At 61.4% G+C, this 14,810-nt stretch carries 13 protein-coding genes and 1 pseudogene; 3 read left to right on the top strand and 11 right to left on the bottom strand.

The annotated features are described in order from the left end of the window. Window positions 1-54: 54 nt before the first annotated feature. Window positions 55-687, bottom strand: coding sequence for a TetR/AcrR family transcriptional regulator (locus tag RLEG4DRAFT_RS63745; protein ID WP_003575540.1), 633 nt, complete (start codon window positions 685-687; stop codon window positions 55-57). A gap of 144 nt (window positions 688-831) precedes the next feature. Here RLEG4DRAFT_RS63745 and RLEG4DRAFT_RS63740 point away from each other — a divergent pair, with 144 nt between their 5' ends. Next, entirely contained in the window at window positions 832-3,315 is a 2,484-nt protein-coding gene (locus RLEG4DRAFT_RS63740) for a glycoside hydrolase family 3 C-terminal domain-containing protein (protein ID WP_003575542.1), read from the top strand. A 582-nt stretch (window positions 3,316-3,897) separates the two neighbouring features. Beyond that, window positions 3,898-4,368, top strand: a complete 471-nt coding sequence (locus RLEG4DRAFT_RS63735) for an Hsp20 family protein (protein ID WP_003575544.1) — start codon at window positions 3,898-3,900, stop codon at window positions 4,366-4,368. A 342-nt stretch (window positions 4,369-4,710) separates the two neighbouring features. Here RLEG4DRAFT_RS63735 and RLEG4DRAFT_RS63730 read toward each other — a convergent pair whose 3' ends face one another. The 10 genes from RLEG4DRAFT_RS63730 to RLEG4DRAFT_RS63685 form a co-directional block, all read right to left on the bottom strand. Further along, on the bottom strand, window positions 4,711-5,247 hold the full coding sequence (locus RLEG4DRAFT_RS63730) for an OmpA family protein (RefSeq protein WP_003575545.1): 537 nt from the start codon (window positions 5,245-5,247) through the stop codon (window positions 4,711-4,713). Between the two features lie 13 nt (window positions 5,248-5,260). Then, window positions 5,261-5,935, bottom strand: a complete 675-nt coding sequence (locus RLEG4DRAFT_RS63725) for a L,D-transpeptidase (protein WP_003575547.1) — start codon at window positions 5,933-5,935, stop codon at window positions 5,261-5,263. A gap of 226 nt (window positions 5,936-6,161) precedes the next feature. After that, entirely contained in the window at window positions 6,162-7,097 is a 936-nt protein-coding gene (locus tag RLEG4DRAFT_RS63720; protein ID WP_003575549.1) for a dihydrodipicolinate synthase family protein, read from the bottom strand. A 24-nt stretch (window positions 7,098-7,121) separates the two neighbouring features. Then, window positions 7,122-8,075, bottom strand: coding sequence for an ABC transporter ATP-binding protein (locus tag RLEG4DRAFT_RS63715; RefSeq protein WP_003575552.1), 954 nt, complete (start codon window positions 8,073-8,075; stop codon window positions 7,122-7,124). Continuing rightward, the gene (locus RLEG4DRAFT_RS63710) at window positions 8,076-9,092 is read right to left on the bottom strand and encodes an ABC transporter ATP-binding protein (protein WP_003575555.1); all 1,017 of its coding nucleotides are present in this window, start codon (window positions 9,090-9,092) and stop codon (window positions 8,076-8,078) included. It abuts the gene before it with no gap. 8 nt (window positions 9,093-9,100) lie between these two features. Next, window positions 9,101-10,018 (bottom strand): dihydrodipicolinate synthase family protein, encoded by a 918-nt coding sequence (locus RLEG4DRAFT_RS63705; RefSeq protein ID WP_003575557.1) that lies wholly within the window; start codon window positions 10,016-10,018, stop codon window positions 9,101-9,103. An 18-nt stretch (window positions 10,019-10,036) separates the two neighbouring features. Further along, a complete protein-coding gene (locus tag RLEG4DRAFT_RS63700) occupies window positions 10,037-10,915 on the bottom strand; it encodes an ABC transporter permease (RefSeq protein ID WP_003575559.1) in 879 nt (292 codons plus the stop codon). A gap of 2 nt (window positions 10,916-10,917) precedes the next feature. Beyond that, a complete protein-coding gene (locus RLEG4DRAFT_RS63695) occupies window positions 10,918-11,877 on the bottom strand; it encodes an ABC transporter permease (protein WP_003575561.1) in 960 nt (319 codons plus the stop codon). 96 nt (window positions 11,878-11,973) lie between these two features. Beyond that, window positions 11,974-13,569, bottom strand: a complete 1,596-nt coding sequence (locus RLEG4DRAFT_RS63690) for an ABC transporter substrate-binding protein (protein ID WP_003575562.1) — start codon at window positions 13,567-13,569, stop codon at window positions 11,974-11,976. After that, window positions 13,553-14,296, bottom strand: a complete 744-nt coding sequence (locus tag RLEG4DRAFT_RS63685; RefSeq protein WP_003575563.1) for a FadR/GntR family transcriptional regulator — start codon at window positions 14,294-14,296, stop codon at window positions 13,553-13,555. Before RLEG4DRAFT_RS63685 ends, RLEG4DRAFT_RS63690 begins: the two co-directional genes overlap by 17 nt. A gap of 169 nt (window positions 14,297-14,465) precedes the next feature. Here RLEG4DRAFT_RS63685 and RLEG4DRAFT_RS63680 point away from each other — a divergent pair. Continuing rightward, window positions 14,466-14,674, top strand: a pseudogene (locus RLEG4DRAFT_RS63680) (ribbon-helix-helix domain-containing protein). Window positions 14,675-14,810 lie beyond the last annotated feature (136 nt).

Genomic DNA, 14,810 nt, shown 5'->3' with positions numbered 1-14,810 from the left:
GGCAGCCAGCCCTTCGTGCCACATCGGCTGAGGTGACGTCCCACAACGGATTGCTTAGTCTAAACCGAGGCTCGCCAGCAGCCGACCAACATAGGCTTCCATGCTGCCGACCATATCGAAGCGAGCGGGATCGCGCAGCCAGAGCATCTGCAGGCCGTCCATCACGGCGATTAACTCGGCCGCCATCGCCTCGCCGTCGATCTTGGCGTTGATCGTGCCATCGGCAATCGCCCGTTCGAATGTCGCGGCGACGTCGGTCTGCATCTGGGTGGCGCGGGCCAGAAACCAGGCTTTGGCGGGGTGGTCCTTCATCAGGCTTTCGGCATTCAGGATGGCGAAGGCCCTGACGACCTCGATCATTTCGGCGTTGCGGCGGAAGATCGCGACCATACCCTTGAGCAGGCCGCTGAGATCAGAGCGATAATGACCGATGAAATCAGCACTTTCGAGATCGCGTTGTGCGAGGATCGCCAGCAGCAGATCGACTTTTGTGGGAAAGTGGTGCAGCAGCCCGGGTAATGAAAGGCCGACATCGCGGGCGATATCGGCGATCGCAGCGTTTTGATAGCCATCCTCGGCAAAGCGCCGCATCGCCGCCGTAAGGATTTCCGCGCGGCGGGTCTCGCCTTTGCGGGATCGGCGCCGTCGTTTCTCCTCTCCGGTCTTCTGTTCTGCCAATTCTGCCATCGTCTCTTATCTGCCTCCCGGAGCGCCGATCGGCGGGCCCTCGGCCGTTTTCCCATGCTCTCCATCCATACATCAGGCTTCCCCGATTGACATCTTAAAAATACCGAGTAATCGGTAGGTTTAAGGATTTCTTGGGAGGTTTGCATGATCGATTCCATTCTCGACCAGATGACGCTCGAGGAGCAGGTCTCACTGCTATCCGGCGCTGATTTCTGGACGACCGTTCCCGTCGAGCGCCTCGGCGTGCCGAAGATCAAGGTGACGGACGGCCCGAACGGCGCGCGTGGCGCCGGTTCACTGGTTGCCGGCGTCAAGGCGACCTGCTTTCCCGTCGGCATCGCGCTCGGTGCCACCTGGAATCCCGACCTCGTCGGCCAAATGGGCGCAGCCCTTGCGCGTCAGGCAAAGAGCAAGGGTGCCGCGGTGCTGCTCGCGCCGACGGTGAATATCCATCGTTCCGGCCTCAACGGCCGCAATTTCGAATGTTATTCCGAAGATCCGATGCTGACCGCCGAATTGGCCGTCGCCTATATCGCCGGCGTTCAGCGCGAGGGGATCGCGGCGACGATCAAGCACTTTGCCGGTAATGAATCCGAAATCGAGCGGCAGACCATGTCGTCCGATATCGACGAGCGGACGCTGCGTGAAATCTATCTGCCGCCCTTCGAACAGGCTGTGCGCCGCGCCGGCCTGATGGCCGTCATGTCCTCCTATAACCGCCTCAACGGCACCTATACGAGCGAGCACCACTGGCTGCTGACCAAGGTGCTGCGCGAGGAATGGGGTTTTGACGGTATCGTCATGTCGGACTGGTTCGGCTCGCATTCGACTGAAGAGACGATCAATGCCGGTCTCGATCTTGAAATGCCGGGCCCGGCGCGCGATCGCGGCGAGAAGCTGGTTGCGGCCGTGCGTGAGGGCAAGGTGGAGGCCGCCACGGTGCGGGCGGCGGCACGGCGCATGCTGCTGCTGCTCGAGCGGGTCGGCGCATTCGAGAATAAACCCGACCTCACCGAGCGGGCGATCGATCTGCCGGAAGACCGCGCGCTGATCCGGCGCCTCGGCGCGGAAGGCGCGGTGCTCCTCAAGAATGACGGCATCCTGCCGCTTGCCAAGACCTCGCTCGACCGCATTGCCGTCATCGGCCCCAATGCGGCAAGTGCGCGCGTGATGGGCGGCGGCAGTGCGCAGATCGCGGCGCATTATACGGTGAGCCCGCTCGACGGCATTCGCGCCGCGCTCTCCAATGCCAACAGCATCAGCCATGCCGTCGGCTGCCGCCACAACCGGCTGATCGATGTGTTCAAGGGAAAGATCACGGTCGAATATTTCAAGGGCCGAGGCTGTGAGGGTCAGCCGCTTCATGTCGAGACCGTCGACAAGGGCGAGTTCTTCTGGTTCGAGCTGCCGTCGAACGATCTTGACCCTGCCGATTTTTCGGCGAGGATGACCATGCAATTCGTGCCGGAGGAGAGCGGCGATCATGTCTTCGGCATGATCAATGCCGGCTTGGCGCGGCTCTTCGTCGACGGTGCGCTGACGGTCGACGGCCATGATGGCTGGACGCGCGGCGAAAACTATTTCGGCACCGCCAATGACGAACAACGCGGCGCGCTAGCGCTCGAAGCCGAACGGGCCTACGAGATCGCGGTCGAATATGAGCCGTCAATCGCGAGCGGGGCGGGGATCAACCTTATCGCCGTTCGGTTCGGTGTCGAAAAGCCGCTCGGCGAGGCCGATATCGAGGCTGCCGTCGAGACGGCCCGCAATGCCGATGTGGCGCTTCTCTTCGTCGGCCGTGACGGCGAATGGGACACCGAGGGGCTTGATTTGCCCGATATGCGACTTCCAGGGAGGCAGGAGGAACTGATCGAGCGGGTGGCTGCCGCCAACGCCAACACCGTCGTCGTGCTGCAGACTGGCGGCCCCGTGGAAATGCCCTGGCTCGGCAAGGTCCGCGCCCTGCTGCAGATCTGGTATCCCGGCCAGGAACTCGGCAATGCCGTTGCCGATGTCTTGTTCGGCGATGTCGAACCGGGTGGACGCCTGCCGCAGACCTTCCCGAAGGCGCTAGCCGACAATTCCGCCATTTCAGATGATCCGGCCATCTATCCCGGCAAAGATGGGCATGTGCGTTATGCCGAAGGGGTCTTCGTCGGCTATCGTCATCACGATGCCCGCGCCGTCGAGCCGCTCTTCCCCTTCGGCTTCGGTCTTGGTTATACCCGCTTTAGCTGGGGCGAGCCGCGGCTATCGGCCGGCGAAATGGGACCTGAAGGTATCACTGTGAGCGTCGACCTGACCAATATCGGTGAACGGGCGGGGTCCGAACTGGTGCAGCTCTATGTGCGTTCGCCGAAGACCAAAGTGGAACGGCCTGACAAGGAACTGCGCGCCTTCGCAAAGCTTTCGCTGCAGCCTGGAGAGACCGGAACGGCGGTGATGAAGATCCTGCCGCGCGATCTCGCTTATTTCGATGTCGAGGCCAGCGCCTTCCGCGCCGAAGCCGGCGACTACCAACTGGTCGTGGCGGCGAATGCGGCGGATATCAGGTTCATCATCGACCTGCCGTCGCCATCCGGTTATGTGCTTCCGCCTTCGCACCAAGCGACTAGCCTCATCAGATAAACCGCTAGGCTGCTCGTCGCCATCGACAAGCCTCGCGCTCGACGAAGCAAGTCGAGCGCGACTGATCGCTGCACTTGAGTTTAAACGGCGCGAACCCTTGAAGCCATCCAGACACGCGCCCGCCGAAGTCCTTTCCCGAGGATGTCTGTCGGACCGTCCCCGCCATCCGAGGCTTTGAGCGCAACGAGGATGTCGGCATAACGAACCGGAGACGGCACACCAGGCGGCTGCCGCAGTCCCGGAGCGGACTACACCGAATAGAAGGTGCGAGGCAGGCGCGCCTCGACGACATTATCAATAATGGTCGTGGTAGTGCTTTTGCTGGTCATGAGAACGTCTTCCAAAACCTTCCACACAAGCGAAGGACATCTTCAGGCACCATCCGATTTAGGTGAAGGAAAACATCGTTCAAGCGGCCCTGAACCGTCCTTCGAGACAAAGGCAAATTTTTTTGAACCTCCTCTTGAATCGAAAATCACGCGAAACCAGATGATTTTCGTCGGCAGCGCAAAGGCGGGCCGACCCGACCGGAGACGCGGTTTTGCCCGCGTCTCTCCATGTTGCTTTACGGAGGATATGGCTATGAGAAACGAACTTGACTTCACACCCCTTTATCGGTCGAGCATCGGCTTCGACCGGGTGTTCAATCTCCTGAACAATGCGCAACGGCTGCAGACGCTCGAGACTTGGCCGCCCTATGACATCGTCAAGACCAGCGAAGACGACTATCGCATCGAGATGGCGGTTGCCGGTTTCGCCGAGGGCGACCTCGACATCGCCCAGGAGCGGAACGTGCTTGTGGTAAAAGGCCAGAAGACCGAAGAAAAGGATGGCGAATACCTGCATCGGGGCATCGCCGGGCGTGCGTTTGAACGCCGCTTCGAACTCGCTGATCACGTCAGGGTCGAGAACGCGTCATTGACCAACAGTATTCTCGTGATCGCGCTGAAGCGTGAGGTGCCGGAAGCGATGAAGCCCCGCAAAATCGCCATTGGAGACGGCTCCTTTCAGCAGACACCTCTGCAGATTGAAGCCGAGCGTCAGGTGGCTTAAGGAGCGCTTGTCGATGAAGTCTCAGAAAAAGCCGTTTGCCGTCGAAATCAGGAAACGTCGCAGCAGAGCGAAAGACGCAGGAAAGCGAACGCTTTCAAAGCTGCTGGGCAAGCTTCGCCCCGGAATCGCAGTTCCGATAACGCGATCCTAAGAACGGCCTTGACATTGTAGGGGCTGGCTGGGTGGCCGGCCCCTTCACGCAAGAATGATCTAGACTCGGTCATCTCACATCATTGCCGTAGCATCAAGGCGGCCCGCATTGGGTCTCGCGCAACAATTCCTGACGCAACACCCGTGGCTTCACTGACGGGCAGCTCTGAAACGAGGCGCTTCGGCATGCGCTCAGACCGCGTCGGGCTGGGTGCGGAGATTGGTGACGACGCGCCGGTTCTGCACCTTGCAGGAGCGCTCCGTGCAGTCGCGGACTTCGCGATCGTTGCCGTAGCCCCTGGCCCACATGCGCTTGGCGTCCACGCCCTTCGAGGCGAGATAGGCCATCGCCGCGTCGGCACGCTTCTGCGAAAGCGTCTCCATCTTCGACGCGGAACCGGAATCGTCGGCAAATCCCTGAAGCTTGAGCAGCCAGGTCGGGTTCCTATTGAGCCAATTGGCCTGGTTGTCCAAGGTTGCCATGGCGACGGAATCGAGTGCGGCGGAGTCCTGCTTAAAGTAGATCCGCCGGCCGACATTGAGGATAAAATCCTCTTCGCTGCCCGCCGCGACATTCTCGAAACCGGGCGCCGGATCGTTGGTCTGGCCGGTCATCGGCGCGGCAGTGGGTTCTTCCAGGGAGGCGGTCTCTGTGGTGGAGCAGGCGGCAAGCGCCAGGAGCATGGCCGCGGCGAGAAGGCGCCTCGTATATCCTGCTGTAGCAGACATCAGGTGATCTTCCTTATTCGACCGGGGTTGTCTGGCTGACCTGAGTGGCGCTTTCGGCCTGGTCGGCAATATGCGGCAAAACCTGCACCGCCGTGCCGATGGGGCAACGCTGGTAAAGGTCGATGGCGTCTTCGTTGAACATGCGGATACAGCCGCTGGAGGCATCCTTGCCGATGCTCCAGGGCTCAAGCGTGCCATGGAAGCGATAGCCGGTGTCGACGCCATCGCGATGAAGATACATGGCGCGCGGGCCGAGCGGGTTCTTCGGTGAGCCTCCCTCCACGAATTCGGGCAGTTCGGGATGGCGCTTGCGCATCTCCGGCGGCGGCGTCCAGCGCGGCCAAAGCGATTTGGCATCGATCGTGGCGCGGCCAAACCATTTGAACCCCTCGCGGCCGACGCCGACGCCGTAGCGAATGGCGGTCTTGTTCTCCATGATGACGTAGAGAAAATGGTGCCTGGTATCCACGACGACGGTGCCGATTGGCTCGCTGCTGAAATATTTGACGACCTGGCGGCGCCACTGTTTGTCGATCTTGGTGAAGTTGGTTCCTCGGAATGTCACGCCATTGTCGACAATGGTGCCGGCAAAATAGGAAGACGCCGCGGCGAACGCCGGTTTCCCGACCGCACCGGCGCCAAGCAACGCCAAACCACCAAGCAAAATATCCCTGCGGGTCCCCAGCATCGGCAATATCCCCCTTAAAGCCAAAGCAGCGAGGTCCCAGTAAATCAGATTTTTCATTTGCGACAACAGAAAATTCTTCTCTCGCCTCCAAGCCGAGGTCGAGTTGCCGGTCTCAGGGAACCGAATTGCGGTCGTCATTACTCCAGGAAGGCGACGATACGCCCAGCAGCCAACGGATCATTTGAAGGGATGGAGTCGCGGGGATCTCTGCTTCAGCCGAGCAAACTCAGGGGAAAAGATCGGGGAGTTCGGAGCGTGCGATGCGTCGCAACCTGACCGCTTCGGCCGTGTCGATCGAACGATACGGAAACCGTAAACGGGTGCCCACGGGTCCCCAATTGCCGATTGCGCTCAAAAGCTTGTCGAGAGCGGCGTTCGAATAGCCGAATTCCCGGCGAAACGGGACGATATGTGCGTCCATAAACCTGCAGATGCGTCGTTCCAGATCAAGTGCGGCGTCGATATCGTTTCGCATCGACACCGTCCAGGTCTGAGCACCGCGGGGACTGAGACAGGCGACATTGGAAAAGGAGCCGGCTGCGACGCCTTCCTTGATGCCGGTTGCGAGATGATGGCCGGGGACGAAGAGTAAAAGCCCGGAGAGATGCCGGCGCGCCTGGGCATACCAGCTGTCGTCGCCATCGGCGAGCTTGATGCCAATCACCTCAGGCACCTCAGCGCAGGCCATGCCCAGCTCTTTCGGCGTCAGCACCCGTTTTGCATGCGGCGGATTGTAGAGGATAAGCGGAATGCCGTCGGCAGCCTCGGCCACCCGTTTCAGGAAGACGACCGCTTCGGCATTGTTGAGCGGCCACCAGTCCGGCAAGATCACCTGAATGGCGCGGGGGTCGAGCACGGCGGCGCGGTGGACGCGATTGAGCATGATCAGCGGATCGGGCTGGCAGGCGCCGATGACGAACGGCATAGAGGACGCCTTGCAGCGTTCCGCGAGCGTTGCCTGGATCCTGTCGAACTCCTCTTCCGTCTGATTGTGGAATTCGCCTGCGGTGCCGTTCGAATAGATCCCATCGACGCCGGCCTCGATGAGGATATCGATCTCTTCACCGAGCTTGTCGAATTCGATGCCGTCATCGGCGGCGATCGGCAAAAGCAGGCTCGCCCAGTTTCCGCCGATAACCGGATGTGGCGTATTGGCGTTCATCGCTTTTCTCCGGTGGATGAAGGATCAGTCGAGGTCGTCGCGGATGCAGGCCTTGAGGTGGCCGGGTGCGACTTCCCGCAATTGCGGAACGGCGCTGGCGCAGGCCTCGAGCGCGCTCGGACAGCGCGTGCGAAAAACGCATCCGCTCGGTGGATTGGCCGGGCTTGGAATGTCGCCTTTCAGGATCTGCCGGTTACGGCGGGCATCCGGATCGGGCGACGGAATGGCCGACAGCAGTGCGCGCGTATAGGGATGTTGCGGCCGCGCATAGAGAGCAGCACTCGGCGCGATTTCCATGATGCGGCCGAGATAGAGAACGATCACCCGGTCGCAAATATATTCGACGACGGCGAGATCATGCGAGATGAACAGCATGGTAAGGCCAAGCCGCTGCTGCAGTTCGCGCAGCAGGTTGATCACTTGCGCCTGGATCGACACGTCGAGTGCGGAAACCGGCTCGTCGGCGACGATGAATTCGGGCGACAAGGTCAAGGCCCGGGCGATCCCGATGCGCTGGCGCTGGCCACCGGAAAATTCATGCGCATATCGATTGATCGCATCTTCAGGCAGATCGACCTGGGCCAAGGCGGTTTGCGCCCGTTCGAGCCTGTCGCGTGGCGATCCGATCCCCTGGATCTTCAGGCCCTCCGTCAGGATTTCGCCGATCGTCATGCGCGGCGACAGGCTGGCGAACGGATCCTGGAAGATATACTGCATGCGCGGCCGCTGGCGTCTAAGCGCCGAGGCGGAAAGAGCTGTCAGTTCATTGCCGTCGAAGCGCACGCTGCCGGATGAAGGTTCGACGAGGCGGAGGACAGAACGCCCGATCGTGGTCTTTCCGCTGCCGGATTCGCCGACAAGCCCGACCACTTCACCCTTGCCGATATCGAAGGAGATGCCCTCGAGAATGTTCAGCCGCGTACCGCGGGAGGTATAGTGTTTCGAGAGGTCGCGGACGCAAAGCAACGGCGCGCTCATCTAGATCTCCTGCCATCGGATGCAGCGGCTGCGGCGCTGCGAATTGACCTGTTCGAGCGCGGGAACTTCGGCGCGGCAGGCATCGATCGCGAATTTGCAACGGGGGGAAAAGGCGCAGCCGCTCGGCATGTTCATCAGGCTTGGAACCATGCCGGGAATGGCGGCGAGCTTTTCGCCGGCCTGCTTCATCCGCGCGGCATCGCCGAGGCGCGGCATGGAGGCGAGCAGGCCCATCGTGTAGGGATGCTTCGGATTGCGGAAAACCTCGCCGACCGGCCCCTCCTCGACGATCCGGCCGGCATACATCACCGCGACACGATGGGCGATTTCGGCAACGACGCCGAGATTGTGGGTGACGAAGAGCATGGCCATGCCGCGCTCGCGCTGCAGTTTGAGCAGCAGATCGAGAATCTGCGCCTGGATCGTCACGTCGAGCGCCGTCGTCGGCTCGTCGGCGATCAACAGCGCCGGATCGCAGGCGAGCGCCATGGCGATGGTGGCGCGCTGCCGCATGCCGCCCGAGAGTTCGTGCGGATATTGGCCCGCGCGACGCCGGGCGTCCGGTATGCCGACGCTTTCAAGCAGCGCGACGGCTGCGTCCATCGCCGCCTTGCGGCCTGCGCCGCGATGGATTCGGATCGGTTCGGATATCTGATCGCCAATGGTGAACACCGGATTGAGGCTCGACATCGGCTCCTGGAACACCATGCCGATGTCGTCGCCCCTGATCCTGCGCATGCTCTCTTCATCAAGGGAGACAAGATCCCGCACCGCGCCGCCCCTCGTCGTCAGGCGGATGCTGCCTGCGGCGATCACACCGATGTTGCGGGTGAGCAGCCGCATGACCGACAGGCTGGTGACCGACTTCCCCGAACCGGATTCGCCGACGAGTGCCAGCGTCTCGCCGGCGGCGACGCTCAGGTCGATATCCTTGACCGCCGTGATCTCGCCGCCGCGGATGCGGAAGATCGTTCGCAATCCCCTGATGTCGAGTACGGGTTCGGCCGCCTGTTCCATCGGCTTGCTCAGTGCAGCAGGCCGGTTGCGCGCAGGATCTCGTCGATCCGTGCCGATTCCGCATCGTTGAGCGGGGCGCGCGGCCGCGGCATGACGGCGGAATCGATGATGCCGAGGCTCTGCATAGCGGCCTTGAAGGCGCCGATGCCGGATGCGCCGCCGCTGACGCGGCCCTGTGCGACCCAAACGATTTCGAAGAGGCGGCAGAGACGCTCCTGTTCCTTCTTTGCGGCGACCCAATCGCCCCGCTGGGCGGCATCCCAGAGGCGCACATAACCGTGCGGATCGACATTGGCGATGCCGGGGACAACGCCATGGGCGCCCATCAGCAGGGCGTTGTCGACGACGATCTCGGAGCCGGTCATCAGGAAGACATCCTTGTGTTCAGCAAGGTCGAGAAGTGCATAGCGGAAATTGCCGTCGTCGCCGCTGGAATCCTTGAGGCCGACGATGGTGCCTTCGCTCGCAAGCGTGACGACGGTCTGGCGCTGCAGCTTGACGTGAACGCAGACCGGAATGTCGTAGGCGACCAGCGGAACGTCCACGGCATCTCTGACATAACGGAAATGATCGAGGATCTCGGACTGGCTGGTGACGGTATAAAAGGGTGCCGTCACCACCACCGCATCGGCGCCGGCGGCCTTTGCGACCTTCGCATGGGAAATGACCCGATCCGTGGTTGGATCGATGACGCCGACGATCAACGGCACGCGGCCATTCACCACCTTGGCGGAATGCTCGATGATTTGCTGCCGGGTCTTTTCGTCATGGAAGATCACCTCGCTGGTCGAGCCGAGCACGAATACGCCATGGCAGCCGGCGCCGATCAGATGCTCGAGCACACGCGTATAGGAAGGATAGTCGACGGTGAGATCCGGGTTGAGCGGTGTTACGACGGGGGGGACGACACCCTTGAATTTGGTCATTTTCGCTTCTTTCGATGATCAGTTCAGTTCGGCACGCGGGTCGAAGGCATCTCTGAGGCCATCGCCGATGAAGTTGATTGCAAGCACGGCAAGGATCAGCGCGGCGCCGGGGAAGAGCCATTGCCAAGGATATTGTTCGAGCACGGCGGTGGAGCGGGCCGCGTTCAGCATGTTGCCCCAGCTTGCCGCCGGCGGCGCGATGCCGAGGCCGAGGAAGGACAGGCCCGCCTCGAGCAGGATGGCATTGGCAATCTGCAGCGTCGCATAGACCACGAGGATATCGATCGAATTCGGCAGGCCGTGGCGGAAGAGCAGATGCCCGATGCCGGCGCCCATGCCGCGGGCAGCCATGACGAAGTCGCGCTCACGCAGTTCCAGCAGCCGGGAGCGGATCATGCGCGCAAGCAGCGGCCGCGAGAGCAGCGAGATGACCAGCACCGTCGGCCAGATGCCGGTGCCGGCAATCGAGGCGAGCACGAGCAGGAAGATGACGGGCGGCAGGGTCATCACCAGATCGACGAAGCGCATCGAGACGGCGTCCGCCCACGGACCCGCAAGCGCGGAGACGGCCCCGAAGAGAAAGCCGATGACGGCGGAAAGTGCGGTCGAAGCGACGGCGACCAGCAACGAAATCCGGCCGCCTTCGAGCACGCGCGCAAAGACATCGCGACCGACGCCGTCGGTTCCGAACCAGTGCGTTGCCGTCGGGCCGCTATTCATTGCCAGAAGATCGATGTCGTTCGGTTGGAAAACCCACCAAAGCGGATAAGAGAGGATCAACAGCAGCATTGGAACGGCGAGGCAGACGCCGGCAACGGCTGCGCGGTTGAGCAGGAAGCGGCTGAAGGCGCGGGCAAGTGGTCCCGGGCTGCGGTGTTGGGGGGAGCGTGCCAGCATGGTCAGCCCACCTTGATGCGCGGGTCGACGACCGCATAGGTGATGTCGGTCAGAAGATTGACGACGATCACGCAAGTGCCGATGACGAGCGTCGCGCCCATGATGACCGGGTAGTCGCGAGTCTGGACGGAATCGACGAGCAAAAGGCCCATGCCCGGCCAGTTGAAGACGCTCTCGATGAAGATGGCGCCGCCGATTGCAAGCCCGATGGTGGAGCCGATCAGGGTGATGATCGGAAGAAGCGCATTGCGCAATGCATGTTTGGTGATCACCCAGAATTCGACAACGCCCTTGGCGCGCGCCGTGCGCACGTAATCCTGGTTCAGGACTTCGAGCAGCGAAGCGCGCATATAGCGCATGATCAATGCGGCTTGCGCGACGGACAGAAGGGCGGCCGGCAGGATCAGATGGTGGAGGAGGTCGCCCACGGAAAATTCCTCGCCGGGCGTCAGCATGCCACCCGACGGCATCCAGTGTAGCCGGACGGAGAAGACATAAAGGCCGATCAGTGCGCTGAGGAATGCCGGGCTCGAAATACCGGCAAGGGCAACCACCGACAAGGAGAGATCGGCAACTGAATTGCGGCGCACCGCGCCGATCACCCCGCAGGTGATGCCGACGACGATGGCGAAGGCAAGTGCGGTGCCCATCAACAGCACCGTCGGCCCGATCCGCGACAGCACCAGACCCAGAACCGGCTGGTCGAGACGCTTGATCGAATAGCCGAGATTGCCCGTCAGCGCCTGCTGCAGCCAGCCGAGATACTGCAAGGGCAAGGGCTGGTCGAGCCCGAGGCGTTTGCGCAGATCGGCAAGATCCGACGGCGACATCGGCAGGTTCGGATCGATATAGGCATCGATCGGATCGCCGGGCGTCAGGCGCAGCAGCAGGAAAATCAGCATGCTCAGGGCGACGAGCATGCCTAGTCCTATGATCAGGCGTCTGAGGCTGTATCGGAGCATCGTCAATCCGTGTTGTCTGGCCGTCTTGCCTGGTCGTCTCGTTGGGCCGGCTTGTCAGGGTGGCCGAAGCCACCCTCAACGCTTTGCGGAAAACGCCTATTCGGCGATCGACCACTTCTGCGGCTCGGCCTGGTAAGGGCCGCCGCCCGGCGCCGGCGTCCAGACGAAATCCTTCAGCTTGGTCGAGACGATGCCATAGCGGTTTGCCACCCAGAGTGTCGCCCAGGGCAGGTCCGCGTTCATCACCTTGCAGACGTTCTGGTAGGCGGCATTCCGCTTGGCGCTGTCTGGCTCGGCAAGAGCGCTGTCGAGTGCCTTGGTTAGATCAGGCATACGAACTCTGGCGACGTTCGGTCCGGCCGGAGGGATCTGCTTCTCGTTGAGGCCGACATTGATGCTGCCGGCATCCGGCCCGTTCTGCAGCCCGGCGTAAACCATCTGGAACTGGGCAATATCCGGCGTCGCATTGAGCGCGATGCTGTTATAGGTCGGCGCATCGACGGCGCGCGGAACGATGTTGATGCCGACCTGAGCGAGCATGGCCTGGACGGCGGCCAGCACGTTGGTGGCAAGCGGCGTGGTATAATAGGTCAAAAGCGTAATCGGCTTGGCGCCGTTGATCTGCTCCCAGCCGGCTTCCTTCAATAGCTGCTTAGCCTTCTCAGGATCGTAGGCATAGGTGTCGATGCCCTTCGGGATCAGCTGTTCGGCGACATAGGCGCAGTTGGCCGGCTCGGCCGCGCCGCCATAAAGACTCTGGATGATGGCATCGCGATTGATCGCGTACATCACCGCCTGGCGGACACGCAGATCCTTCCAGAGCGACGAATCATGGTTGAATCCGAGATAGTTGACGACGAAAGAGTTGCCTTCGATGACCTTGAAGTCCTTGCTGTCCTTGAAGGTCGGCACATCGTTGGAATCGACATAGGTGAACTGGATTTCGCCGGATCTCAGTGCGGCGATCGCAGCGGCCGGGTTGGCGAAATAGCGATTGATGACGCGCTCCAGTGCCGGTTTGCCCCCGCGATAATCGGTGTTTGCGGCAAGCTCGACATACTGATCGGAGACGTATTTGGTGAATTTGAACGGGCCGGTGCCGATCGGCGCGGTGGACCACCAGGTGTTCTTTGCCAGCTGGTCGGCCGGTATCGAGGCGAGCGCATGCTCAGGCAGCATCATCACCTTGGTCATCGTGTCGAGAAAACTACTGCTGGGGGCGCTGAGTTTGATGATCACCGTGTGATCGTCCGGCGTCTCGACCGACGATATTCCCTTCAGCCGGGCAGCGAGCACCGAGCCGGTATTTGCATCCATCGCAAGGCCTACGGTGAACTTTGCATCCTTGGCGGTGAAGGGCTTGCCATCATGCCATTTGGCGTCCGCCAGCCTGAACGTGTATGCCATCTGGTCCGGACTGACCTCATAGGCGCTTGCCAGCGCGCCGACGACCTTCTGCAGCTTCTCATCATAGGTGATCAGCGGTTCATAGTAGATGCTGAGCCAGGTGAAGCCGGCGGTCGCCGCAAGCGGATTGAAGTTGCCCTGGAAGCCTCCGGGGCCGACATCGAAGCCACCGGACAGCGTGGCTGCCTGCGCCAGAATTGCAAACCCCGAAACGACAGCCGGAATGGCGGCCGTCGACAGCAGGGCGCCAAGCGCGATAGCGGATAATCTAGACAGTCTTTTCATGTGTTCCTCCCATGTTTGAACTTGTCTTGTTGTTGGCAATCACCCGGGCAATACCCTCGTAGTGGCGATCCAGACGCCGGCGCGCCTCCTCCAGATCTTTTGCCTCGATCGCATCGACAATCGCGGCGTGGTCGCGCCAAGTCGCCATCGGATCGGTGTTTTCAAGATTGACGAAATCCGAGGCCTTGTAGAAGGCGAGCCAGAAGACATCGATCAGCCGTACGAGCGTTTCATTGTCCTGGCAGCGAAACAGCAGCCGGTGGAACAGCTGGTCGTCTGCTGCGAAGGTTTCACCCTGCTCGGCATGGGCGCGCATTCGATCGACGGTGGCGCGCAGTTCGGCGACGTCCTCTTCGCCGATCGCATCGATCGTCTTGCCGATCAGTCCCACCTCAAGCGTACGGCGGATTTCGAGCACCTCCTCGATCTGCCGCAGGGCGCCGCCGAGGCCGTAAGCGAGATTGTCGAGAAGCGGCTCGAAGGAAAACGCCTTCACGAAGATGCCGACACCGCGCCGCGTCTCCAACACGCCGAGCGATTCCAATGCCTTGATGCCTTCCCTCAGCGAATTGCGGCTGACACCGAGCTGGGTGGCAAGCTCTCCTTCCGCCGGAAGCAGGGTTCCGGGAGCAAGGCCATTGTCATCGATATAGGCGCGCAGACTTTCCTGCACCGAGACATGCAGCAGCGGCGCGCGGGTGAGCGGTTTCATCGATTTCAATGCCATGCCGGTCACTTTCTCGCATCGTCCATAACATGGATCTTACATATATACTTGTAGGATATCTGTCAAATGGTCAGGCTGCGGTTGGCGCCCCTGCTTGCTGCAGGCGCGTGACCTTTCGTTCTTTTGCCTTAAGCGGCTCAAGGCGCGCGGGTGCGCTTCTCTCGACCCGATGAAGGATTGGGTGGAGGCACAGGCCAGGACCGGGCGAATTCCAATGCTAGCGACTACGTGCGCCACCTAATCCGACGAGATCAGATGCGGAACGACAAGATCGCCGCCATGCAGAGCTTCGTTGATGCCGGGCTCCAAAGTGGCGTTGGCATCCGATCGAAGGAGGAACTTTTTGCCGAAGCGATGGCTCGTGCCAGCAAGTCATGAGCTTTAAGCTTTCCGTCGAAGCGGAAGGAGAGTTAATCGCGATCGCCGAGCAAGGTGTCCGTTTGTTCGGAGCCGGGCAGGCGCAGCGTTACCACAATGACCTTTTTGCGCTATTGCATCTGATAGCAGATAATCC

It is taken from the genome of Rhizobium leguminosarum bv. trifolii WSM2297 (genome assembly GCF_000271845.1).
The sequence above is the reverse complement of the archived record's forward strand: the minus strand, read 5'-3'. Positions and strand labels throughout refer to the sequence as shown.